This is a genomic window from Streptacidiphilus sp. MAP12-33, from assembly GCF_041261265.1.
In the GTDB taxonomy this organism is placed as follows: domain Bacteria; phylum Actinomycetota; class Actinomycetes; order Streptomycetales; family Streptomycetaceae; genus Streptacidiphilus.
The window spans coordinates 41,117-62,741 of the sequence record NZ_JBGCCA010000050.1; the positions used below are offsets into that span (position 1 = coordinate 41,117).

Sequence of the window (21,625 nt, forward strand, 5' to 3'; positions counted from 1 at the left end):
CCCGCCACCTACGTGGTGCGGCCCGGCGACCAGCTCGTGTCGATCGCGCGGCGGTTCCACCTCCCCGGTGGGTGGCCTGCGCTGTACGCGCGCAACCGCGCGCTCATCGGGCCGAGCCCCGACGACCTCGCCGCCGGGATGGTCCTCAGGCTCCGCTGAGATCCCGCTCCCGCGCGGCGACCAGATCGCCGCGCCGGAGCTCGTAGGCGAGGTCCCAGACCGCCCCGTCCGGGAGGGTCTGCTCGGCGAGGACCACCGTGCGGCCGGCCCGGACCAGCTCGGCGAGCGTCGCGTGGACGCGCGCGGTGACCTCCTCCGCCAGACCCAGGGCGAACTCGTCCAGGAGCAGCAGGCGGGCCGGGGAGGTGAGCACCCGGGCGAGGGCGACCATCCGCTGCTCGCCCCCGGAGAGCGTGCCGGCGGTGCGCGGCAGCAGGCGTGCGAGCTCGGGGAAGAGGGCGATCCCGGCGTCGGTCCCGCCGCCGAGGCGGCCCGTGACGGCGAGGTTCTCCGCGACGCTGAGGGAGGGGAACACGGCCTGCTCGGAGGGGAGGAGCGCGACACCGAGACGTGAGCGCCGATACGTGTCGAGAGCAGTGATCTCGCGCGCGTGCACCGCTCCGCCGTGCCAGAGCACCCGTCCGGCGGTCAGCGGCACCACGCCCGCCATCGCGTGCAGCGCGCTGCTGCGCCCACTGCCGTTCCGCCCGAGCAGCACCGTCATCGCCCCCGCCGGGATCGGCAGGTCCACTCCGTGCAGCGCCTCCAGCGGCCCGTACCGCACCCGGGCGCCGCGCAGCTCGATCTCAAGCGCCATGGCCACCCCGCCCGACCGGCGCCACCCCGTCACCCGCGCCCCCGTCACCTGCCGTCCCGTCGCCCGCCGTTCCGCCACCCGCCGTCCCGCCCCCCAGGCGTCCGCCCCGGAACTGGGCCCGCCCGGCACGCATCACGTGCACGCCGCTCGCCAGCTCGTCCACCAGCTCCCGGTCGTGCTCCACCAGCAGCAGCGCCAGCCCGCCGTTCGCCAGTGAGCGCAGCAGCTCCACCAGCAGCGCCGTCTCCCGCCGGTCCAGGCCCGCGGCCGGTTCGTCCAGCAGCAGCACCGTCGGCGCCATCGCCAGCGCCCGGCCCAGTTCGACCAGGCGCAGCGTGCCCGTCGGCAGTTCCGCCGCCGGGTGGTCGCGCAGGGCCGTCAGCCCCAGCAGGCGCAGCACCGCCTCCGTCTCCTCGGCGGGTGCGACCGTCGCCCGCCCCGACGCCGCCTGCTCCGCGCCGAGCCGGATGTTGTCCGCGACGGTCAGCCCGGGGAAGACGGCAAGCTGCTGGAAGGTACGCGCCAGCCCCAGCCGGGCGCGGGCGTGCTCGGGCAGGAGGGTGATGTCCCGGCCGCCCAGCAGCACCTGGCCCGCGTCCGGGCGGCCCGCGCCGCTGAGGCAGTCGAACAGGGTGGACTTCCCGGCCCCGTTCGGCCCGGTCAGCGCGGTGATCCGGCCTGGCGGCACGGCCAGGGTCACCCCGTCGACGGCGGTGACGCCCGCGAACCTCCGCGTCACGTTCCGCGCGGTCAGCCGCTCGCCCCCGAGCCTCCCGACCCCGGCTCCCGCGCCCGGCACGGCGACCGCCGGCCCCGTCGGCGCGGGCAGCCGCACCCGCCCGGCCAGGCGCCGCCCGAGCGGCGTCAGCCGCAGGTCCTCGATGCCCGGCGGCGACACCGACGCGGCGTCGCGCGTGCGGGCCGGCCGCCGGGCCAGCCCGGCGAGGCCGCCGGGCGGCATCCGGCCCAGCAGCAGCGCCAGCGCGCCCACCGCCGCCGTGGAGACCCCGGCGACCGTCCCGGTGTCCAGACCGACGAGCAGCGCCGCCGCCAGTACCGCACCGAGCGCGCTGTCCGCGCCGAACACGACGACCGCCGCGAACCAGATCAGACCGAGGACCGGATCGAAGCCGTTGGGGTCGAAGGCCTGCCCGCCCAGCCCGAGCAGTCCGCCGCCCAGCGCGGCCAGCGCCGCGCCGACGACGAAGGCCAGCAGCTTCAGCCGCGGCACGTCCACCCCGGCCGCCGCCGCGCCCGCCTCGTGGTCGCGCATCGCGCCGAGCGCCCGCCCGATCCGGCCCCGCCGCAGCGCCCGCACCAGCAGCAGCGCCGCCGCCAGCAGGGCCAGCTCCACGCCGTAGAAGAACCGGTCCTCGCCCAGCAGCCCGGTCCGGTCCAGTACGACCCCGGCCGTGGCCGCAGGCTGCTGGAACACCAGTCGGCTGATCGCCGTGCCCACCGCGAACGTCGTCAGTGCCAGTGCCAGCCCCCGCCGCCGGATCGCGGGCCACCCCACCAGCAGGCCCAGCGGCGCCGCGAGGACCACCGCCACCGCCAGCGCCACCAGCGGCGGGAGGGGCGGCAGTCCGAGTACGCGCCCGCCGCCCGCCAGCACCCCGGTGAACAGCGCGCCGAGGCCCGCGTAACCGGCCTGTCCGAGCGAGACCTGCCCGCCGTAGCCGGTCACCACCACGATCGAGAGCAGCACCAGCGCCAGCGCCGGAACCTGCAACGCCGCCCGCAGGTCGTCGGCGCGGAACGCGAACGGCAGGAGCAGCAGCGCCGCGCCGCCGATCCGCGCCGCGAACGCCCGGGGCGACGCCTCCGTCGCCGCCATGATCGGCGGCCCGGTCAGCACGGCCTGGTAGGCCCGCCGTTCCCCTCCGGCGAGCCGTAGTCGCGGCAGCAGCAGGACGGCCGCCAGCAGCGCCAGCACGAACAGGTTCGCCTCGACGGCCTGCAGCAGCGACTGGGTCCAGCCGCCCGGGTGGAACTGCGTCAGCTCGCTCTGCAGCACCCCGAGCGCCAGCGCCGCCGCGACCGCGCCCGCGACGCTGCGCAGCCCGGCGATCACCGCGACCGCCATCGTCTCCATGACCAGCAGCGGCAGCCCGTACGGGTCCAGGCGCAGCCCAGGTGCCAGCACGGCGCCGGTCAGCCCGGCCGTGAACGCGCCGAACGCCCAACCGACCGAGGAGACCCGGTCCGCGTCCACCCCGGACAGCTCCGCCAGGCGCCGGTTGTCGACGACGGCCCGCACCTGGGTCCCGAACGGCGTCCAGCGCCCCACCGCGGCGACCGCCGCACCCAGCACGGCCACCACCGCCAGCACCGCCCACGGTGAGGACGGCAGCAGGCTCGGCGCGTCACCGAGCGGGGTGGGCCCCCACAGCAGGAACGCCGCGCCGATCAGCAGCACGAACACGCCCAGGCACGCCACCAGGTTCTCCACCGGCCCGGCGCCCCGGCGCTGGAGGCGCCGGAAGACCGCCGCGTCCAGTGTCCACCCGATGGCGGGGGCGAAGACCAGCAGGCAGGCGGGGACGGCGACGGCGCGGGGCCAGTCCCACACCACGATCGTCTGCCGCAGCGCATAGGCGGTGATCATGGCGATGGCGCCCTGGGCCAGGTTCAGTACGCCGGTGGCCCGGTAGCAGACCACCAGTCCGATCCCGGACAGTGACGCGGCCGCCCCGACGGTCAGTCCGGCCTGGGCCAGGTCCAGCGGCAGCGAGGACATTCACGCCCCCGGCGCCGCGGGCGTGTCCGGCCCGGCCGCCGGATCCGCCGGATCCGCCGGGGCCGTCGGGGTCTCGGGGGATTCCGGGGCCCGCGGGGCCTCCGTCGGCGTGCAGAGCGGGCAGGGCCGCAGTCCGCGTTCCTGGGCGCCCGCCGGGGTCACCGGCAGTGCGTCGCCGCGTCCCTCGACCAGCAGGCAGCCGGCCCGGTGGTAGGTGCGGCCGTTCGGCAGGAAGCAGAACCGCCCCGGCGCCGCGGCGGCCGCGCCCTCGCCCGTGCCGCCCGTTCCGCCGGCGCCGGTGCCCGACCGTCCCGCCTCCTCGACCAGCAGCTCGTACAGCAGCCGCAGTTGCCGTCGGGTCTCCTCGTCCCCGGCGGCGCGTTCGCGCTCGTCCTGCTCGCCGGGGCGGGCCAGCAGCACCGCGCCCGCGACGATCAGCGCCGCGCCGGGGATCGTCGCCGAGGCCAGGTAGGGCAGCTGCCGTTCGGCGTAACGCTCGCCGGAGACGCCGTACCACCCGAGCACGCACAGCAGCGCCCCGGCCGCCCCGGCCACCAGCCCCGCACGGCCGCGCAGCCCACCGAGGCCGCGCGGACCGCGTCCCCCGAACGGCGGCAGCTTCATGGTCACCTCTCCCGAATGGTCACGTTCCCTCATCAATACCCGCCCGAGAGGGTTCCTGACGATCCCCGCGGCGCTAGCTTGGTGAACCGAATCTGATGGCAAGTCAGATTTTCTGGAATCGTGACAGGGCGGTGACCGAACATGGAACGTGCGTCCCTGGTCCTGCGAGCGGCGGCCGGCTCAGCCGTGCTGCTGCTCGCGGCGGCCTGCAGCAGCGGTACCTCCAACACCCCGCCGGGCTCCCCGTCGAGTGCCCCCACCACGGCGGCACCGACGGCGGCGGCGACCACCCCCGCGGCGTCCCCCGCCGCCGCCACGTGCGGCACCGGCGCTCCGCCGACCGTCAGCGGCACCGGCCCCGCCGACACCGCCGGCGCCGCCGCGAAGATCGCCACCGACTACAGCCAGTTCTTCGACCCCGCCACCTCGCTCAACGACAAGATGCCGCTGCTGGAGAACGCCCAGAAGCTGGCCCAGGCCATGCAGGGCTTCGCGGGCAACCCGCAGGCGGCCGTGACCACCGTCGCCGTCACCGCGGTCGACTTCACCGGCGCCACCACCGCCGACACCACCTACAACGTCTGCCTCTCCGGCGCCGTCGCCCTCAAGGACAGCAAGGGCAAGGCGGTCCTCAACGGCGGCGTGTGGCAGGTCACCGACACCACCCTGTGCGGACTGCTGAAACTCCAGGCCGGTGCCTCGCCGATCCCCGGCTGCGACTGACAGGATGGTGGGGTGAGGCGCCCTCGGCACCGCGTCGAGCGCGCGAGGACGGCCCGGCCCGTCCTCGCGCTGCTGACGTGCGCGAGCCTGCTCGCGCTGAGCGCCGGCTGCGGCAGCCGGCTGCCGCTGAAGGACTTCGAGGCCACGCCCTCCGGCGCCCCCGCACCGGGCGCCGCCCTGCCACCGATCCCGATCGGCATCGTCACCTCGGTCTCCAGCCCGATCGGCGGCGACACCTTCACCGGCCCCCTCTACGGCGCCCAGGCCTTCTTCAAGGCGCTGAACGCCCAAGGGGGCGTCGGCGGCCGCCAGGTCAAGGTCTTCACCTGCGACGACAGCGGCGCCGGCATCGGCAACCAGGCCTGCGTGCACCAGCTGATCGACTCCGACCACGTCGTCGCCCTCGTGGCCGGCAGCGTGCTGGACTACGCGGGCGCCGGCTACGTCAGCTCCCAGGGCGTGCCCGACATCGGCGGCATCACCATCGGCACCGAGTACGACCAGTACCCGCACCTCTACGCGATCTACGGCAGCGACGAGCCCCGCACCGGCAAGTCGGTCGGCTGGAACGGCACGCTCTACCAGACCACCGAGGTCTACCGGTACTTCAAGACCAAGCTCGGGCTCACCAAGGCCGTCGTGGTCTCCTACAACCAGGCGGACTCCGCCCGCTACGCCGCCCAGCTGGTCCAAGGCCTCAAGGCCGAGGGCTACGACGTGCTGAGCGAGACCGTCGACTTCGCCCTGCCGAACTTCGGCTCCGTCGCCGCCGGCATGAAGGCCGACGGCGCGCAGCTGCTGCTCGACGCCATGGACACCCGCGGCAACGCCGGCCTGTGCCAGGCGATGGCCTCGGCCGGGGTCACCGTCACCGCCAAGGTCACCAACGAGCAGAACTTCTCCGAGCAGGTCCGCTCCGACTACGCGCAGACGCCCGGGTGCCTGAGCGCCCTGTGGGTCACCACCGACGCCCGCAACTACGAGGACACCGCCCAGTACCCGGCCGTGGCCGCCTTCCGTGCGGCGATGCAGAAGTACTACCCGGACCGGCAGGCGCAGTTGTCGGAGTGGGAGCTGCTCGGCTGGGCCGGGGCCCAGTGGTTCACCGACGCCGCCTCCTCCTGCGGCGCCGAGGTGACCCGCTCCTGCGTCGACGCGTTCATGCGGAACGGGAAGCCCTACACCGCCCACGACCTGATCACGCCGTCCTCCTTCGTGCCGATGCCGAACCCGCCGACGGGCCCCCAGCGCGCCTGCCTGAACGTCGCCCGCTGGGAGAACTCGGCCGAGGGCGGCAAGGGTGGCTGGGTCACCCAGGTGCCCGACATGAACACCAACTGCTTCGAGGTGCCCGCGCTGCCCTACCGGCCGTAGCCCGTCGCCGCGTTCCCGTTCGTGTTCCCGTTCGAGTTCTCGTTCCCGTTCGTGTTTCCGTTCGCGCGGGTGCGCGGGGCCACCGCGTCGTTGGAGCCGCGCGGGAAGCCGCGCCCCGAGTCGAGGATCTTGCGGATCGCCGCAGGCAGCGTCGAGGGGTCGGGGCCGACGCCGATCAGCTGCGTGGAGAGCGTCATCGGCTGCGAGCTGACCGCGCGCAGCAGGATCCTCCCCTTCACCCCAGGGGTGTCCACGCCGCCCCACGGCGCCTTCAGCACGTAGACGGCGGTGCTGTGCGGGCCCAGGGTCGCCGGGCCGGAGAGCACCTTCCAGTAGTCCGAGATGGTCGCCCCCGTGCTGGTGGCGAAGTGCGGGCTGACGGCGGAGCCGCTGGTGTTCGTCACCGTCACCCGCACCCGCGTCAGCAGGTCCACCAGTGCCAGGTCGCCCTTGCCCGCCGTGCCGGTCATCGTGGTGACGTTCATCCGCAGCGGCGGGGGCGTCAGCATCGCGCCCGCGATGGCCAGCACCGTCGGCGCCAGCAGCAGCGGCACCAGAGCCGTGCGCACGCTGCGCCGGGCCAGCGGCCCGTAGCGCGGGTGCCAGGCGAGGTCGAAGTCGGCGGCGGAGACCGTTGCCGCGGCCATCACCCACAACGGCACGGTCAGGTCGAAGTAGTCCTGCTGCGAGCGGGTCGACAGGTAGAAGACCAGCCACGGCATCACCGTGACGGCTGGGCCGAGCCGGCGCGGGAAGAGCACCAGCAGCACCATCATCGCCAGGCCCAGCAACTGCCCCGCGACGCTGTACAGGTGCAGGTTCCCCGAGCCGGAGGTCAAGAACGAGGAGATGCCGACCAGGCCCTGCCCCGCCGGGATCGCCTGCTGGGTGATCGGGGTCAGCACCCCCTCCAGCCAGGCCCGCGGGTCCTGGAGCACGAACGGCAGGTTGATGACGGCGAAGACGCCCGCGCTGATCGCGGCGTAGCGCGTCACCACGGCCGCCGCCTGGCGGACGGGCAGCTCCCCGCGCCGGATCATGAACATCCCGATCAGCAGGAACGGGGCCAGGAACCAGGACAGCTGGTGCAGGCAGCAGGCGATGCCGAGGCAGACCGCCTGGGTGACCCCGATCCAGCCGAGCCGTCCGCCGCGCCCGGTCCGGTGCCAGTAGGCGACCGTGATCAGCAGGAACGGCAGCTCCATGCAGCCCGGGTAGCCCATCTGCGCGTAGTTCGGCAGCCAGCCGAAGCCGAAGCAGACGATCACCGCGACCGGCCGCCAGGCCACCGGCAGCAGTACGAACATCACCACCGACGCCAGCAGCAGCATCGCCGTCGCCGCCAGTCCGGCCGGCGGGTGGCTCAGGTGCAGCCCCATCGGCAGCGCGGTGAAGACCGGCCCGAGCGGCGGGTAGTCAAGACCCGTCGCAGCGCCGCCGTTCATCAGCGGTGTCGTGCCGACCTGGAACATGCTGAAGATCTGCGGCCACTGCGTGCCGTAGATGTGTCCGCCGTGCAGCAGCGTCCGCGCTGCCATGTGGATGAGCGAGCCCTCGTCCGTGCCGTAGTAGACGTGGCTGGACGGCACACCCGGCACCGGCGGCTTGGCGGCGGTCACCACGTAGAAGCGGTTCAGGCACTGCAGCGCCGCCACGGCGAGCATGAACAGGTCCACCAGCGTCATGCTGCGCCGGGTCCGCACGCTCAGCGCCAGCACCGCGATCACCAGGATCGCGCCGAAGTACAGGATCACCGCGAACGCGTGGACCTGCTGGTTGACGATGGTGCGGTTCCAGATGTCCCGCGCCCCGATCAGCATCGAGGCGCAGGCCAGCACCGTCAGCATCCGGTTGACCTGGGCGGGCGGCATGCGCAGCAGCTCCGGCGCGCTGTGCCCGGACAGCAGCCAGCTGACCGCGCGGCGCGTCCGGGCGCCGGGCGGTCTCGCCCCCGAGGGTGCCGGGCTGTCGTCGGGCTCGTCGTCTTCCGGGGCGGCGGGGTCTCGTGACATCACAGGTGGCACGCCCGCATGGTGACACGCAGTCAGCAGCGTGGTCCCGACGTCGCCTCCTGCGCCTTTCCCCCGTCCGGCGGCCCTTCGCTCCGCGCTGACCTGCGTGTTCCCCGGGCGGGGTGGCCCGGTCGGGCGGCACCGGACTTCACCCGATCGGGTGAGCCGGGCGCCGGTCCCGGTCAGGCGTCGCGGCTGCCGTCCAGGATGGTGCGAGCCACCAGCTCCGGGTCGTCGTTCATCGGCACGTGCCCGCAGCCCGGCAGCGGCACCACCCGCGCCTTGGGCATCCGCTGCCGTGCCCGGTCCGCCTGACGCGGCAGCAGCAGCCGGTCCTTGGTGCCCCAGCCGATGGTGACGGGCACGTCGGTGACGTCCTCGGAGACGTTCACGTGCCGGCCGGCGCGGAGCGTCTCCGCGAAGCCGGTGGCGTCGCGCAGCGCCCTGGTCTCGGCGGCGGCCTCGGCCGGGCCGCGCAGCGAGGGCCTGGCGTAGATGCTGCCGACGAGCAGCGCGCGGGTGACGGGCTTCGCGGCCAGGCGGCGCACGGCCGGGGCGGGCAGCGCCTTGGCGCCCGCGCGCATGGAGAGCAGCACGCCGAAGGCGTAGGCCTGCTCGGGCCGGTTCCAGAACCCGGCGGGGGAGAGCGCGGTCACCGACCGGGCCAGCCCGCGCCGTCCCATCTCCAGGGCGAGCAGTCCGCCGAGGGAGTTGCCCGCCACGTGCGGCCGCTCCATCCCGAGCGCCGCGCAGAGCCCGCCGAGCCCGGGCACGACGGAGTCCAGGTCGTAGGCCGAGCCCGGCGGCAGCGGCGCCGAGGCGCCGAAGCCGGGCAGGTCCACGGCGACCACGTCGTGCTCCGCGGCGAGCGTGTCCAGTACCGGCCCCCAGGCCTGCCAGTGGTGGCCGATACCGTGCAGCAGCAGCAGCGGAGTGCCGCTGCCGCGCCGCTCGTACCGCACGGTCACGGTGCGCGGTCCGGCGGGGGTGTCGTGCTGGTACGAGACATCGGCGGGCATGACGGCACTCCCTGGGCGCGACGACCGGCTCTGGCGGTCTTACTAGACCTGATGTCAGTAAGAATTACCGGAGAGTAGCCTCGCCGACAAGGGGGCCGACGCAGCGGGAGTGCTTCTCAGGGCGCAGCGCAAGTGCTTCTCAGGGCGCGGCGGGGGAGTAGATCAGCAGGTACGCGCCGTACAGGCCGGAGCAGAGTGTTCCCGCGATCAGCGCCGCCACCAGCGTCGCCCGGGTGCGGACCCGGACCAGTCCCGCCGCGACCGGGATCAGCAGCGGGAAGGCGGGCAGCAGGAACCGGGCCCGGGAGCCGAAGTAGGCCGTGTCGCCGCACGAGATGGCCATGATGACCATGCTGAACACCACGAAGCCGAGCGGCTGCCGCTGCGCGATCGAGGTGAGGAACAGCACCCCCGCCGCGACCAGGATGCCTGCCACCACCGGATAGTAGAGCCCGACCGGCTGTGCGGTGGTGAACAGCAGTTTGAAGTCGTGCGCGGTGGACGCGCCGAAGTCGAACGACGAGTGCCACAGCGCCTGGATCCGGAAGTAGGCGTCCCAGGTGTGCAGGCGCCAGCCGGTCCAGGCCACGAAGCCGACCCAGCCGAGCGGCGCCAGGACGATCGCCGTCAGCGGACGCCACAGCTCCGGCTCGCGGGCCGGCGTCACCGCCCGCAGATCGGCGCCGTCGAACCAGGGCAGCCGGTCGAGCCGCGACAGCCGGCCGGGGAGCGCGTCCGGGGCCCGCCGCTCGCGCAGCCGCACCCAGATCTCCATCGCGCCCGCCGCCATCACCGCCGCCGCCACGGCCACGCCCGTCGGTCGGGTCAGGCCCGCCAGGACCGACAGCACGCCGGCCGCCACCCAGCGGCGGGTGACCACCGCGTACAGGGTCCAGGCCGCCATCATCGTGAACGCCGACTCGCTGTACCCGGCCGTCTCCACCGCCGCGGCCGGGGCGATGCCCCACAGCACCACGGCCATCGTGGCGACCCTGTCGCCGTAGCGGGCGTTGACCGCCATGAAGATGCCCAGCGCCGCGCCGACCGCGCACAGCGAGGCCGTCAGCAGGCTGGCCGCGCCCCACGGCACGAACGGCAGCAGGGTGTGCACCGTCCGGATCATCCACGGGAAGACCGGGAAGAAGGCCAGGTTCGTGGTTTGGAGCGCCGCACCCGGCAGCCACGGCCGTATCGCGTGGTCGTAGCCGTGCATGGCCACGTCGAGATACCAGGCCGCGTCCCAGTGCACCGCGAGCCGGTGCAGCGCGTAGCCCGGGGTGCCCGGGCTGAGCAGCATCATCAGCGACAGGCCGACCGCGCGCACGACGATGAAGAGCAGCAGGGCCGGCTCCGCGAGGCGCCAGGCCACGGCCAGGGCGGCGCGGCGCTCCGCCGGTATCAGGTGGATCCGGTCCAGCAGGCGGATCGGAAGGCGACGGACCGGCGCCATCGGCTCGGGGTCCTCCCCTGGGGGTTCCTCGTGCACGGGCGCGCTGGTCGGAGCGGTCACGGTGTCCTCGGGGATTCGGTGGATCGGCGAGTGTCCGCCACAAGATCAGGCCGGCTCGGAGGCCAGCGTGGCACCCCACTATGTACGGATTATGTGTACAGCTCGGAAAATTGAGGTGAGATCCGGGTCGGAACGTTCTTTGAACCTCGGCTACCCCTCCCCGCCTGGGGTTTCTCGGCGCGCTGTGGAGCGTCCGGCGTGGCGCGCGCCCCCTGTCCGGCGCTGCGCCCCCTCGTTCTGTCCGGTGTCGACCCCGGCGTCTCATCCGCGTGTCTTCGCCTACTTAGTCCGATTTACACCCTAGTGTGCGCGGCATGAGTGACATAGCCGGCGTTGTCGCCGGGGGGAGGCCCAAGCCCAGGGCCGCGATACAGGCGGTTCGGTTCACGCGGATGTGCGTGGCCGAAGCCCGGCCGGTGGTCCAGATCGTCTTTCTCATGCGGTTCGTCACCGGACTGCTGTTCCAGCTCGTCGCCCTGCGCCGGGCGCCTGGCGGCACCGTCGACCCCGTGCGGCTGGTGCTCGGCCCCGCCGCCTGGGTGCTCGCGGTACTCGCCGTCTACCTCGTCAACGGCGTCATGGACGTCGCCGAGGACCGCGCCAACGGCTCGAAGCGGCCGATCGCCACCGGCGCCCTGCCGGTGCGCCTGGCCGCGGCGGTCGTCGTGCTGCTCGGTGCCCTGGCTCTGGCCCTCGGCTCCGCCGTCCCCACGCTGGACCGCTGTGTGGCCGGGATGCTGCTCCTCGGCTACCTCTACTCCGGGCCGCCGCTGCCCGCGAAGCGGACCACGCTCACCGCCGCCGCCACCGTCGTCGGGATGGGGCTGCTCACCTACCTCGGCGGCGCCCTCAGTGTCGGCGGGTCCGTCAGCCCCGGCCTGCTGCTCTTCGGCGGGGCCATGTCAGCCTGGATGGGCTGCGTCGGCGCCGTCTCCAAGGACCTGAGCGACATCCGCGGTGACGCCGTCGGCGGCCGTCGCACCCTCGCCGTCGTCCACGGCGAACGGGCCGCCCGCCGCACCACCGCCGCCGGCGCGCTGGCCGTCGGCGCCGTCGCCGTGACCGCCTCGGCGCTGTGGGCCCGGCTCTGCCTGGCCGGCACCCTGCCGCTGGCGGCCGGCGCCGTCTGGGTCGCCCTGCGCTGTCGCCGTCCCGACGTCGGCCGCGCGCCGTACCGGGCGTTCATGATCACCCAGTACGCCGCGCACGCCGCGATGCTCTCCGCCCTCCTGGCGGAGCTGCTGTTCCGCTGAGCGCGTGCCTGGTCGCGCTCCTGCGGCCGGCGTCTCGGGCCCTGTCCTCCTGTGGCTTGCCGTTCGCGTGCTGCCGTCCGGTGTCCTGTCCTCCTGGGGTCGGTCCCTGTGTAGCGGCCTTGGCCTGGACTGGCCTGGACTGGACTGGTCCAGTCCACCGCCGGCGGGTGGTCCCGGGCCGCCCGACCGGCGGCCAACGGCCCTGACAGGTCCGCTGATCGGGCAGTTTTCCCAGGCAGTCGGGGGGCCGACCGGTGGTCTGGCCACCCTGCTGATCGGCTGCCCGTAGGATCGACCCGCACAAGAGGGATCCGGCGGGAAGGGGCGGACGGATGGCGGGGGTCCACTCGGCCGCGCAGCGGTTCGAGGGCGAGCGCGCCGCGGTCATCGCGGCCTACGCGCAGGGCCTCGCCGAAGCCGACAGCCCCCTGCTGCGACCGGGCCGCTGGACGCGGGTCCGCCGCCAGGCGGAGGCCATCCTGCGCGAGTGCGCCGCCGGACTGCGCGACGAGCCCGTCACCGTCTCCGACGCCGACCTGGTCACCCTGGAACTGATGGGCGCGCGCCGCGCCATCGACGGCGTCCCGCTGCGCGAGTCGCTGCGCGCCGCCCGCGTCCTCTGGCTCGCCACCGCCCCCGCCCTGCGCCGCGCGGTGGCCGACCTGCCGCCCCCCGACGCAGAGGACCTGCTCCGCACCGCGGCCGAGGTCTTCCGCCGCAGTGCCTGCACCCGCATCTACGTCGGCGCGGCGGGCTACGGCGACGCCGAACTGCGCGAGCTGCTGAGTGAGGCCAAGCCGCCCGCCGCCGACGGCGGGCCAGCCGCGGTCCCGCCGCAGCGCACCCGCGACACCCGCATGCCGGCCGGCGGCGCGCACCACCGCATCGCCCGCGAGCTCGGCATCCCCGAGTCCGCCGTCCGCAGCACCCTCCGCGCCGCCCTCCGCCGCGCGGGCGAGGCGGAACGCAAGGCCGACTGATGCCCGAACCGACGTCCCCCGAGGCAACCTTGACGGTGCAGTCCGCGCCCGCCGACCCGGCCGCCCCCAACACCTCGGCCGCCACCCCGCCCGCCACCTCGGCGCAGCGCGACGCTGCCGCCGCGTCGGTTCCGCGCGGCGCAGGCGCCGTGCCGAGCGCGTCGGCCGCGCTGCTCGCCCTGCTAGCGCGGGGGCTGCGGCGGGCGGCGCCCGCGCTCGCGGCGTACGCGGCCGTACGGGCGCTCGGTGTGCTCGCCGTGGTCGGGTGGGCGCGCGGGCACCACATCGCGCCGATCACCCGGCTCGGCACCCTGTGGGACGCCGGCTGGTACGCCCGCATCGCCGACCACGGCTACGCCGTCGCCGACGGACTGATCGGCGCGCACGGCATCCCGTACTCGCCCCGCGCCTTCTTCCCGCTGTACCCCTGGCTCGGCCATCTCGCCTCGCGTCTCACCGGCCTCGGCACCGCCGGTGGCCTGGTGCTCGTCGCCTGGTCCGCGTCGCTTCTCGCCGCCTGGGGGATCTTCGCGATCGCCGACCGGCTCTGGGGCCCCCGCGTCGGCCGGATCGCGGCCGTGCTCTGGGGCGTCCTGCCGCTCGCCGCCGTCGAGAGCTACGGCTACTCCGAACCGCTCTTCACCGCGCTCTGCGCGTGGAGCCTCTACGCCCTGCTGCGCCGCCGGTGGCTCACGGCGGGAGTGCTCTGCGTCCTCGCCGGTCTCACCCGCCCCAGCGCCACCGCGCTGATCGCCGCCGTGGCCGTCGCCGCCGTCGTGGAACTGCGACGCGACGTCACCGCGCGGCGCCCGCGCCGGTCCTGGCGTCCCCTCGTGGCGGCGCTGCTCGCCCCGCTCGGGTGGCTCGGCTACCTCGCCTACACCGCGTGGGCCGTCGGCTCCCCGACCGCCTACTTCCACATCCAGGCGGCCTGGGACACCGGCGTCGACTTCGGGTGGACGATAGTGCGCTGGTACGGGAACGAGGCCACCAAGCTCTTCGCCTTCGGCCACGAGGCCCAGCGGCACGCCCTCGGCCGCCTGCCGATGGCGCTCACCGGGCTGGCCTACCTCGGCCTGCTGATCGCCTCGCTGCGCTCCTGGCGGCGACGCGACGCACGACGCCAGCCCCTGCCCGTGCTGGTCTTCGCCGCCGGGCTGTTCCTCGTCGACTTCGCCAACGCCTCGCCACAGCCGCCGATCGCCCGGTTCCTGCTGCCGGCGTTCCCGCTGCTCTACCCCGCCGCCCACTGGCTCGCCGACCGGCCCCGGCTCGCCCGCCCGCTGCTGGTCGCCGCCGCCGTCGGCTCCGCCTGCTACGGCGTCGCCCTCACCTTCCACGGCGGCGCGCCCTCCTGACGCGCCGCCGTGTCGGGCCCGGGACGTCCTGACGGTCCCGTCAGTCCCATCAGTCCTGTCCGTCCCGTCAGTCGGCGAAGACCTCGCCGCGCTCGGCCTTCTCCACCAGCAGCGCCGGCGGCTCGAACCGCGGCCCGTAGGTGGCCGCGAGCTCACGGGCGCGGGCGACGAAGCCCGGCAGACCGCCCTCGTAGCCGTTGACGTACTGCAGCACGCCACCGGTCCAGCCCGGGAAGCCGATGCCGAGGATCGAGCCGATGTTCGCGTCCGCGACGGACGTCAGCACGCCCTCCTCCAGGCAGTGCACCGTGTCCACCGCCTCCGCGAACAGCATCCGCTCCTGCATGTCGACGAACGGGACCTCACGGCCGTCCGCCGTGCCGAAGTGCTCCCGCAGTCCAGGCCACAGCCCGGCCCGCTTGCCGTCCACGTACTCGTAGAAGCCCGCGCCACCGCTGCGCCCCGGACGCTCGAACTCGTCCAGCATCCGGTCCAGCACCGTGTCGGCCGGGTGCGGCGTCCAGGTACCGCCGCCCGCCTCGATCGCCTTGCGGGTCTCGTTGCGGATCTTGCGCGGCAGCGTCAGCGTCAGCTCGTCCATCAGCGACAGCACCTTGGCCGGGTAGCCGGCCTGCGCGGCCGCCTGCTCGACCGAGGCCGGGTCGACGCCCTCGCCGACCATCGCCACGCCCTCGTTGATGAACTGCCCGATCACCCGCGAGGTGAAGAAGCCGCGCGAGTCGTTGACCACGATCGGCGTCTTGTTGATCTGCCGCACCAGGTCGAAGGCGCGCGCCAGCGCCTCGTCCCCGGTCCGCTCGCCCTTGATGATCTCGACCAGCGGCATCTTGTCCACCGGCGAGAAGAAGTGCAGCCCGATGAAGTCCTCCTGCCGCTTCACCCCCTCCGCGAGCAGCGTGATGGGGAGCGTGGAGGTGTTCGAGCAGAGCAGCGCGTCCGGCGCCACGACGTCCTGGATCTCCGCGAACACCTGGTGCTTCAGCTCGGTGCTCTCGAAGACCGCCTCGATGACGGCGTCGCACCCGGCCAGGTCGGCCACGTCCGCGGTCGGCGTGATCAGGGCGAGCAGCGCGTCCCGCTTGGCCTCGGTCGTGCGGCCGCGCGACAGCGCCTTGTCCAGCAGGCCCGCCGAGTACGCCTTGCCGCGCTCGGCCGCCTCAGCGGTCATGTCCTTCAGGACCACCTCGATCCCGGCCCTGGCACAGGAGTACGCGATGCCCGCGCCCATCATGCCCGCGCCCAGCACCGCCACCTTGGTCACCTTGCGGGCGGGGACGGAGGAGGGGCGGTTGGCGCCGGAGTTGACGGCCTGCAGGTCGAAGAAGAACGCCTGGATCATGTTCTTCGCCGTCTGGCCGCACGCCAGCTCGGTGAAGTAGCGCGCCTCGATCACGAACGCCGTGTCGACGTCCACCTGCGCCGACTCGACCGCCGTCGCCAGGATGTTGCGCGGCGCCGGGTAGGGCGCGCCGTTCAGCTGCTTCTTCAGGTTCGCCGGGAACGCGGGCAGGTTGGCCGCGAACGCCGGGTGGCTCGGGGTGCCGCCAGGGATCTTGTAGCCCTTGACGTCCCACGGCTGCTGCGCCGTCTCGTTCGCGTCGACGAAGGCGCGCGCCTTGGCCAGCAGTTCGTCGCGGTCGGCGGCGAGCTCGTGCACCAGACCTGCCGCGAGCGCCTGCGCCGGCCGGTGCTGCGTGCCCTGGAGCAGCACCTTCAGCAGCGCGTCGGTGATGCCCAGCAGTCGCACCGTGCGCACCACGCCACCGCCGCCCGGCAGCAGACCCAGCGTCACCTCCGGCAGCCCGATCTTCACGGCCGGGCTGTCCAGCGCCACCCGGTGGTGGCAGGCCAGCGCGATCTCCAGGCCGCCGCCCAGCGCAGCGCCGTTGATCGCGGCGACCACCGGCACGCCGAGCGTCTCCAGCGCCCGCAGGTCGCGCTTGAGCGCGAGGGAGCCCTCGAAGAACTCCTCGGCGTTCTCGGGCCGCACCTGGCTCAGCAGCCGCAGGTCGCCACCGGCGAAGAAGGTCTTCTTGGCGGAGGTCACGATCACGCCGCGCAGGTCCCCCGCCTCACGCAGCGCCTTCAGGCGCACCACGGTGGCGGCGAGGTCGGCGCGGAACGCCTCGGTCATGGTGTTGACGGACTGGGTCGGGTCGTCCAGCACGAGCGTGACGACGCCGTCGCCGTCCTGCTCCCAGCGGATGGTGGTGGGGGTTTCCTCGGTCTGAGCGTGCTGAGGGTCTTGGGCGGTGGTCATCTCTGCGTCTCCAGCGGGCGTGCGGTCGTGGTCGGGGAGGGCGGGCGAGGAGGAGCCGGTCACGTCCGGGCTCACAGCCGCTCGACGATCGTCGCGATGCCCATGCCGCCGCCCACGCACAGCGTGATCAGGCCACGGCGCAGGTCACGACGCTCCAGCTCGTCCAGGACCGTGCCGAGCAGCATCGCGCCCGTCGCCCCCAGCGGGTGGCCGAGCGCGATCGCGCCGCCGTTGACGTTCACCTGCGCGTGGTCGAAGCCCATCTCGCGGATGTAGCGCAGCGCCACCGCCGCGAAGGCCTCGTTGATCTCGACCAGGTCGATGTCGGCGGCGGTCAGCCCCGCCTTCGCCAGCGCCTTGCGGCTGGCCGGCGCCGGACCGGTCAGCATGATCGTCGGGTCGGCGCCGGAGACCGCCGCCGAGACGATCCGCGCCCGCGGCGTCATCCCATAGCGCTCGCCGACCTCCTTGCTGCCGATCGCGACGAGGGACGCGCCGTCGACGATGCCGGAGGAGTTGCCCGCGTGGTGGACGTGGTCGATCTTCTCCACCCAGTGGTACTTCTGCAGCGCGACCGCGTCGAAGCCACCGAGCTCGCCGATCGTGGCGAAGGAGGACGGGAGCTTGGCGAGCGATTCCACCGTCGTGCCCGGACGCACGAACTCGTCCCGGTCCAGGACGACCAGGCCGTTGCGGTCCCGCACCGGCACGACCGAGCGCTCGAAGCGCCCCTCCTTGATCGCCTCCGCGGCCCGCGCCTGCGACTCGGCCGCGAACGCGTCCACGTCGGTGCGGGAGAGGCCCTCGACGGTCGCGATCAGGTCGGCGCCGACGCCCTGCGGCACGAACCCGGTCTCGTAGCTGGTCATCGGGTCCATCGCCCAGGCGCCACCGTCGCTGCCCATCTTCACGCGCGACATGGACTCCACGCCGCCCGCCAGGATCAGGTCCTCCCAGCCCGAGCGGACCTTGGCCGCGGCCAGGTTCACGGCCTCCAGGCCGGAGGCGCAGAACCGGTTCTCCTGCACCCCCGCCACGGTGTCCGGCAGCCCTGCCGCGATCGCGGCGACCTTGGCGATGTCGGAGCCCTGGTCCCCGATCGGGCTGACCACGCCCAGCACGACATCGTCGATCGCCGCCGGGTCGAGGTCGGGGAAGCGTCGCCGCATCTCGTGGATCAGGCCGACGACGAGGTCGATCGGCTTGGTCCCGTGCAGCGAGCCGGAGGCCTTGCCCCGGCCGCGCGGGGTGCGGATCGCGTCGTAGACGAATGCTTCGGTGGTCACGCTGGCTGCCTGCTTTCGGTTCGGGTGCGGGATCAGGAGTCCGTGGTGTGCGCGGTGCGCGCGCTTTTCGGGGTGCCCGCGTTTTCCGCGTTGATCAGGGTGTTCGCATTGTTCGCGCTGATCGGGGTGTTCGCGCTGTTCTCGATATTCGAGTTGTTCGGGGTGCCCGCGTTGTTCGGGCTGCTCGGCGCACCCGGCTCGCCGGGCGCGCCCAGGTTGCCCGGGGTGCTCGCGGCGAGGGACGGGACGTCCCAGTCCGCGGCCACGGCCGCACGGTCGGTGTCCGGGAGCGCCGGCGGGCGCGGCGCCGGGTTCGGGGTCGCCGAGAAGCGCGGGGCGGGGCTCGGCTGGAGCAGCCCGTGGTGCTCGGCGTAGCTCGCGCGTGCCCGCAGATGGGGGTGGTCCGCGGCCTCGTGCAGCGTCAGCACCGGAGAGACACAGGCGTCCGTACCCTCGAACACCCCGGTCCACTCCGCCTGTGTACGGCTCGCGAAGCGTGCGGCGATCAGCTCGCGCAGCTCGCCCCAGCGGGCCAGGTTCCGCTGGCCCGGCGCGTCCGGCGGCAGATCGAGCAGCTTGACGAATTCCGCGAAGAACTGGGGCTCCAGCGCGCCGACGGCCATGTGGCGGCGGTCGGCGGTCTCGTAGACCGCGTAGAAGGGCGCGCCGCCGTCGATGATGTTGACCCCGCGCCGGTCGTGCCAGCGCCCGCCCGCCATGAACCCCCACAGGACGGAGGTCAGGTGCGCCGCCCCGTCCACGATCGCCGCGTCCACCACCTGCCCGGCGCCGGTCGCCCGGGCGTGGTGCAGAGCGGCCAGCAGGCCGACCACGAGGTAGAGCGAGCCGCCCGCGTAGTCGCCGAGCAGGTTGACCGGGATGGCCGGCGGGCCGTCCGCGGCGCCGACGAGTCCGAGCACACCCGCCGTCGCGATGTAGGCGATGTCGTGGCCCGCCGCCTGGGCGAGCGGCCCCTCCTGCCCCCAGCCGGTCATCCGCCCGTAGACGAGCGTCGGGTTGCGGGCCAGGCACGCATCGGGCCCGACCCCGAGCCGCTCGGCGACACCCGGCCGGAAGCCCTCGATCAGCAGGTCGGCGCGCGCCGCCAGGTCCAGTGCCCTGGCGACGCCCTCGGGCGTCTTGAGGTCCAGCACGACGCTGCGCTTGCCACGGTTGGTCACGTCCAGCGCGGGATCCCCGCTGAGCACCGACCCGCCCGGCCGGTCCACCCGCACCACGTCCGCCCCGAGATCCGCCAGCAACATCGCCGCGAACGGCCCCGGCCCGAGCCCGGCGATCTCCAGCACCCGCACCCCGGCGAGCGGTCCCGCCCCGGAGGTGCCGGCGGCGGTCGCGGCGTCGGTCCGGGCGGTGGTGGCGTCGCGGGTCCGGGCAGTGGTGGCGTCGCCGGTTCGGGCGGAGGTGCCGGCGGCGGTCCCGGACGTGCTCCCGGATGCGGCTGCGCTCTCGGACATCGGGCCTCCCGGCGTGGCCATGGCGAGTGTGACACGGATGCTGTCACAGTCCCGATGCTATGGAGTTGACTCGCCAGTAACAAGGGGGTCCGGCGAGATGCCCCCGGCCGAACCCCCGTCCGGACCCGCACCGAAGCCCCGCCCGGCCCCGCGCCGCCCCCTCGCGTTTGGCCTTCCGCGCCGCGCCTCACTTCTCGCGCAGGTCCACCACCCGACGGATCTTGCCGACCGAGCGCTCAAGCGTCTCCGGGTCCACGACCGTCACCTCGACGCTGATCCCGACGCCGTCCTTGACCCCGCGCGCGATCTCCACCCCGGCCGCCTCCCGCTCGGCGGCACTGGTGCCCGGCCTGGCCTCCACCTCGACCGCCATGCGATCCAGCCGCCCGCTGCGCGTCAACCGCAACTGGAAGTGCGGCGCCACGGCCGGCGTCCGCAGCACGATCTCCTCGATCTGGGTCGGGAACACGTTCACGCCGCGCAGGATGATCATGTCGTCGCAGCGGCCGGTCACCTTCTCCATCCGCCGGAACGCCGGGCGCGCGGTGCCCGGCAGCAGCCGGGTCAGGTCCCTGGTCCGGTAGCGGATCACCGGCATCGCCTGCTTGGTCAGCGAGGTGAAGACCAGTTCCCCACTCTCCCCGGCCGCCATCAGCTCGTCCGTGACCGGATCCACCACCTCGGGGTAGAAGTGGTCCTCCCAGATGTGCAGCCCGTCCTTCGTCTCCACGCACTCCTGCGCCACGCCCGGACCGATCACCTCCGACAGCCCGTAGATGTCGACGGCGTGGATGTCGAGGCGGTCCTCGATCTCCCGGCGCATCGCCTCCGTCCACGGCTCCGCGCCGAAGATGCCGATCCGCAGCGAGGTGGAGCGCGGGTCGATCCCCTGCTTCTCGAACTCGTCCAGCAGGGTCAGCATGTACGACGGGGTGACCATGATGATCTCAGGCTTGAAGTCCTGGATGATCTGCACCTGCCGTGCGGTCATCCCGCCCGAGGCCGGGATCACCGTGCACCCGGCCCGCTCCGCGCCGTAGTGCGCCCCGAGCCCGCCCGTGAACAGGCCGTAGCCGTAGCTGACGTGCACTTTGTGCCCGGGCCGCCCGCCTGCGGCCCGGATCGAGCGCGCCACGACGTCCGCCCACATGTCGAGGTCGTCCTCGGTGTACCCGACCACTGTCGGCCGCCCTGTCGTCCCGCTGGACGCGTGGATCCGGCGCACCTGGTCCATCGGCACGGCGAACATCCCGAACGGGTAGCACTCCCGCAGGTCCGCCTTGGTGGTGAACGGGAACCGTTCGAGATCGGCCAGGCTGCGGCAGTCGTCCGGGCGCACACCGGCGGCGTCGAACTTTCGCCGGTACAGCTCGACGTTGTCGTACGCGTGGTGGAGCGTCCAGCGCAGCGCCGTGAGCTGGTGCGCGCGCAGTTCCTCCGGCGAGAGGCGCTCACCGGCGTCCAGCAGATCGGCCGAGGGGGAGGGGACGGCGTCGGGCACGGTGCTACTCCTGCCTGGATGTCCTGCCGGATGACCTGCCTGGATGGCTTCGCCAACCGAATGTTCGGTCGATGGTCCATCGGGGCAGGGGTGGTGTCAAGGAGGTGCCCGGATGCCGGGCGCCCGGCCGCGTACGGCATCCGGTCGCGCGAATTGAAGAAACGTTGAACCCCTGCGATGGTGGCTGGGGGGCTTCCGGGAGAGAGTCCGAGGAGGTCGCGGTGGACCAGAACGATCAGCTGCTGCTCAAGCGGGTCACCGACGCGCGCGCCGCCCTCGCCGAGGCGGCCGCCTCGCAGAACCCGTTCGGGCTCTCCCAGGCCCTGGACGAACTGGAGGAGGCCCTCCGCCAGGCCCGCGAGAGCGGAATCGAGGTACCCCAGGACCCGGCGGCGGGCGGGGAGCCGCAGGCGGGGAAAGCCGGCTGATCAGGCGCCACCTTAATTCGAACAAAATGACTAACTCGTTCGTGGAAGGGAAATGGCCCAGGTGGGCCATGGTGGAGGAGAGGGCGGAGGCGCCAGAATTGTCGTATGGACGCCTTGATGTTCGGGGGCGGGTGTGAGGGTGGAGAGGTGTCCATGGGTGGGGGTTTTCCCTCGCTTGGGGATGCTTTTCTGGCCGACCCGTTGACCCCGGTTTCTTCTCGCCAGTCTCCCTCTTCTCTTTCCT

The 21,625-nt window shown here is 73.6% G+C and carries 17 protein-coding genes; 7 read left to right on the forward strand and 10 right to left on the reverse strand.

The features are described 5' to 3' along the window. Positions 1–36 precede the first annotated feature (36 nt). Entirely contained in the window at positions 37–159 is a 123-nt protein-coding gene (locus ABH931_RS36060) for a hypothetical protein (protein ID WP_370123309.1), read from the forward strand. On the opposite strand, the gene ABH931_RS36065 is transcribed toward ABH931_RS36060, so the two are convergent. From ABH931_RS36065 to ABH931_RS36075, 3 genes are read right to left on the reverse strand one after another with little or no spacing between them, the layout of a single operon-like run. Then, the gene (locus ABH931_RS36065; protein WP_370123245.1) at positions 146–817 is read right to left on the reverse strand and encodes an ATP-binding cassette domain-containing protein; all 672 of its coding nucleotides are present in this window, start codon (positions 815–817) and stop codon (positions 146–148) included. The two genes, ABH931_RS36060 and ABH931_RS36065, sit on opposite strands and share 14 nt — an antisense overlap. Then, on the reverse strand, positions 807–3,557 hold the full coding sequence (locus tag ABH931_RS36070; protein WP_370123248.1) for an ATP-binding cassette domain-containing protein: 2,751 nt from the start codon (positions 3,555–3,557) through the stop codon (positions 807–809). Before ABH931_RS36070 ends, ABH931_RS36065 begins: the two co-directional genes overlap by 11 nt. Then, positions 3,558–4,181, reverse strand: a complete 624-nt coding sequence (locus ABH931_RS36075) for a hypothetical protein (RefSeq protein ID WP_370123251.1) — start codon at positions 4,179–4,181, stop codon at positions 3,558–3,560. Between the two features lie 141 nt (positions 4,182–4,322). On the opposite strand from ABH931_RS36075, the gene ABH931_RS36080 reads away from it, so the two are divergent. Together ABH931_RS36080 and ABH931_RS36085 are read left to right on the forward strand one after the other, a co-directional pair. Next, a complete protein-coding gene (locus tag ABH931_RS36080; protein ID WP_370123254.1) occupies positions 4,323–4,904 on the forward strand; it encodes a hypothetical protein in 582 nt (193 codons plus the stop codon). A gap of 12 nt (positions 4,905–4,916) precedes the next feature. Further along, the gene (locus ABH931_RS36085; RefSeq protein ID WP_370123256.1) at positions 4,917–6,278 is read left to right on the forward strand and encodes an ABC transporter substrate-binding protein; all 1,362 of its coding nucleotides are present in this window, start codon (positions 4,917–4,919) and stop codon (positions 6,276–6,278) included. Here the strand turns inward: ABH931_RS36085 and ABH931_RS36090 are convergent. From ABH931_RS36090 to ABH931_RS36100, 3 genes are all read right to left on the reverse strand, one after another. Beyond that, positions 6,266–8,302: a hypothetical protein gene (locus tag ABH931_RS36090; RefSeq protein ID WP_370123259.1), complete on the reverse strand. Its 2,037-nt coding sequence runs from the start codon at positions 8,300–8,302 to the stop codon at positions 6,266–6,268. The two genes, ABH931_RS36085 and ABH931_RS36090, sit on opposite strands and share 13 nt — an antisense overlap. Before the next feature lie 170 nt (positions 8,303–8,472). Further along, positions 8,473–9,309, reverse strand: coding sequence for an alpha/beta fold hydrolase (locus tag ABH931_RS36095; protein WP_370123262.1), 837 nt, complete (start codon positions 9,307–9,309; stop codon positions 8,473–8,475). Positions 9,310–9,448: 139 nt separating this feature from the next. Then, complete coding sequence (locus ABH931_RS36100; RefSeq protein WP_370123265.1) at positions 9,449–10,819, reverse strand: hypothetical protein; 1,371 nt, start codon at positions 10,817–10,819, stop codon at positions 9,449–9,451. A gap of 314 nt (positions 10,820–11,133) precedes the next feature. On the opposite strand from ABH931_RS36100, the gene ABH931_RS36105 reads away from it, so the two are divergent. From ABH931_RS36105 to ABH931_RS36115, 3 genes are all read left to right on the forward strand, one after another. Continuing rightward, positions 11,134–12,072: a UbiA family prenyltransferase gene (locus tag ABH931_RS36105; protein WP_370123266.1), complete on the forward strand. Its 939-nt coding sequence runs from the start codon at positions 11,134–11,136 to the stop codon at positions 12,070–12,072. A gap of 332 nt (positions 12,073–12,404) precedes the next feature. Beyond that, complete coding sequence (locus ABH931_RS36110) at positions 12,405–13,052, forward strand: hypothetical protein (RefSeq protein WP_370123269.1); 648 nt, start codon at positions 12,405–12,407, stop codon at positions 13,050–13,052. Continuing rightward, a complete protein-coding gene (locus ABH931_RS36115; protein WP_370123271.1) occupies positions 13,052–14,410 on the forward strand; it encodes a glycosyltransferase family 39 protein in 1,359 nt (452 codons plus the stop codon). Before ABH931_RS36110 ends, ABH931_RS36115 begins: the two co-directional genes overlap by 1 nt. Before the next feature lie 67 nt (positions 14,411–14,477). Here the strand turns inward: ABH931_RS36115 and ABH931_RS36120 are convergent, their stop codons facing one another. From ABH931_RS36120 to paaK, 4 genes are all read right to left on the reverse strand, one after another. Beyond that, a complete protein-coding gene (locus ABH931_RS36120; RefSeq protein ID WP_370123274.1) occupies positions 14,478–16,691 on the reverse strand; it encodes a 3-hydroxyacyl-CoA dehydrogenase NAD-binding domain-containing protein in 2,214 nt (737 codons plus the stop codon). A 71-nt stretch (positions 16,692–16,762) separates the two neighbouring features. Then, the gene (locus ABH931_RS36125; RefSeq protein WP_370123277.1) at positions 16,763–17,977 is read right to left on the reverse strand and encodes an acetyl-CoA C-acetyltransferase; all 1,215 of its coding nucleotides are present in this window, start codon (positions 17,975–17,977) and stop codon (positions 16,763–16,765) included. Between the two features lie 32 nt (positions 17,978–18,009). After that, positions 18,010–19,452 carry a CaiB/BaiF CoA transferase family protein gene (locus ABH931_RS36130; RefSeq protein ID WP_370123280.1) on the reverse strand — a complete coding sequence of 481 codons (1,443 nt, stop codon included), beginning with the start codon at positions 19,450–19,452 and terminating at the stop codon, positions 18,010–18,012. Positions 19,453–19,639: 187 nt separating this feature from the next. Beyond that, a complete protein-coding gene (gene paaK, locus ABH931_RS36135; protein WP_370123283.1) occupies positions 19,640–20,953 on the reverse strand; it encodes a phenylacetate--CoA ligase PaaK in 1,314 nt (437 codons plus the stop codon). A 221-nt stretch (positions 20,954–21,174) separates the two neighbouring features. On the opposite strand from paaK, the gene ABH931_RS36140 reads away from it, so the two are divergent. Next, the gene (locus ABH931_RS36140; protein ID WP_370123286.1) at positions 21,175–21,381 is read left to right on the forward strand and encodes a hypothetical protein; all 207 of its coding nucleotides are present in this window, start codon (positions 21,175–21,177) and stop codon (positions 21,379–21,381) included. Positions 21,382–21,625: the final 244 nt, after the last annotated feature.

Excerpts from the sequence above, each read along its gene's own strand:
- ABH931_RS36065 (WP_370123245.1), bottom strand. The coding sequence starts at position 817 with ATGGCGCTTGAGATCGAGCTGCGCGGCGCCCGGGTGCGGTACGGGCCG.
- ABH931_RS36070 (WP_370123248.1), bottom strand. The coding sequence starts at position 3,557 with ATGTCCTCGCTGCCGCTGGACCTGGCCCAGGCCGGACTGACCGTCGGG.
- ABH931_RS36075 (WP_370123251.1), bottom strand. The coding sequence starts at position 4,181 with ATGAAGCTGCCGCCGTTCGGGGGACGCGGTCCGCGCGGCCTCGGTGGG.
- ABH931_RS36080 (WP_370123254.1), top strand. The coding sequence starts at position 4,323 with ATGGAACGTGCGTCCCTGGTCCTGCGAGCGGCGGCCGGCTCAGCCGTG.
- ABH931_RS36095 (WP_370123262.1), bottom strand. The coding sequence starts at position 9,309 with ATGCCCGCCGATGTCTCGTACCAGCACGACACCCCCGCCGGACCGCGC.
- ABH931_RS36105 (WP_370123266.1), top strand. The coding sequence starts at position 11,134 with ATGAGTGACATAGCCGGCGTTGTCGCCGGGGGGAGGCCCAAGCCCAGG.
- ABH931_RS36110 (WP_370123269.1), top strand. The coding sequence starts at position 12,405 with ATGGCGGGGGTCCACTCGGCCGCGCAGCGGTTCGAGGGCGAGCGCGCC.
- ABH931_RS36115 (WP_370123271.1), top strand. The coding sequence starts at position 13,052 with ATGCCCGAACCGACGTCCCCCGAGGCAACCTTGACGGTGCAGTCCGCG.
- ABH931_RS36120 (WP_370123274.1), bottom strand. The coding sequence starts at position 16,691 with ATGACCACCGCCCAAGACCCTCAGCACGCTCAGACCGAGGAAACCCCC.
- ABH931_RS36130 (WP_370123280.1), bottom strand. The coding sequence starts at position 19,452 with ATGTCCGAGAGCGCAGCCGCATCCGGGAGCACGTCCGGGACCGCCGCC.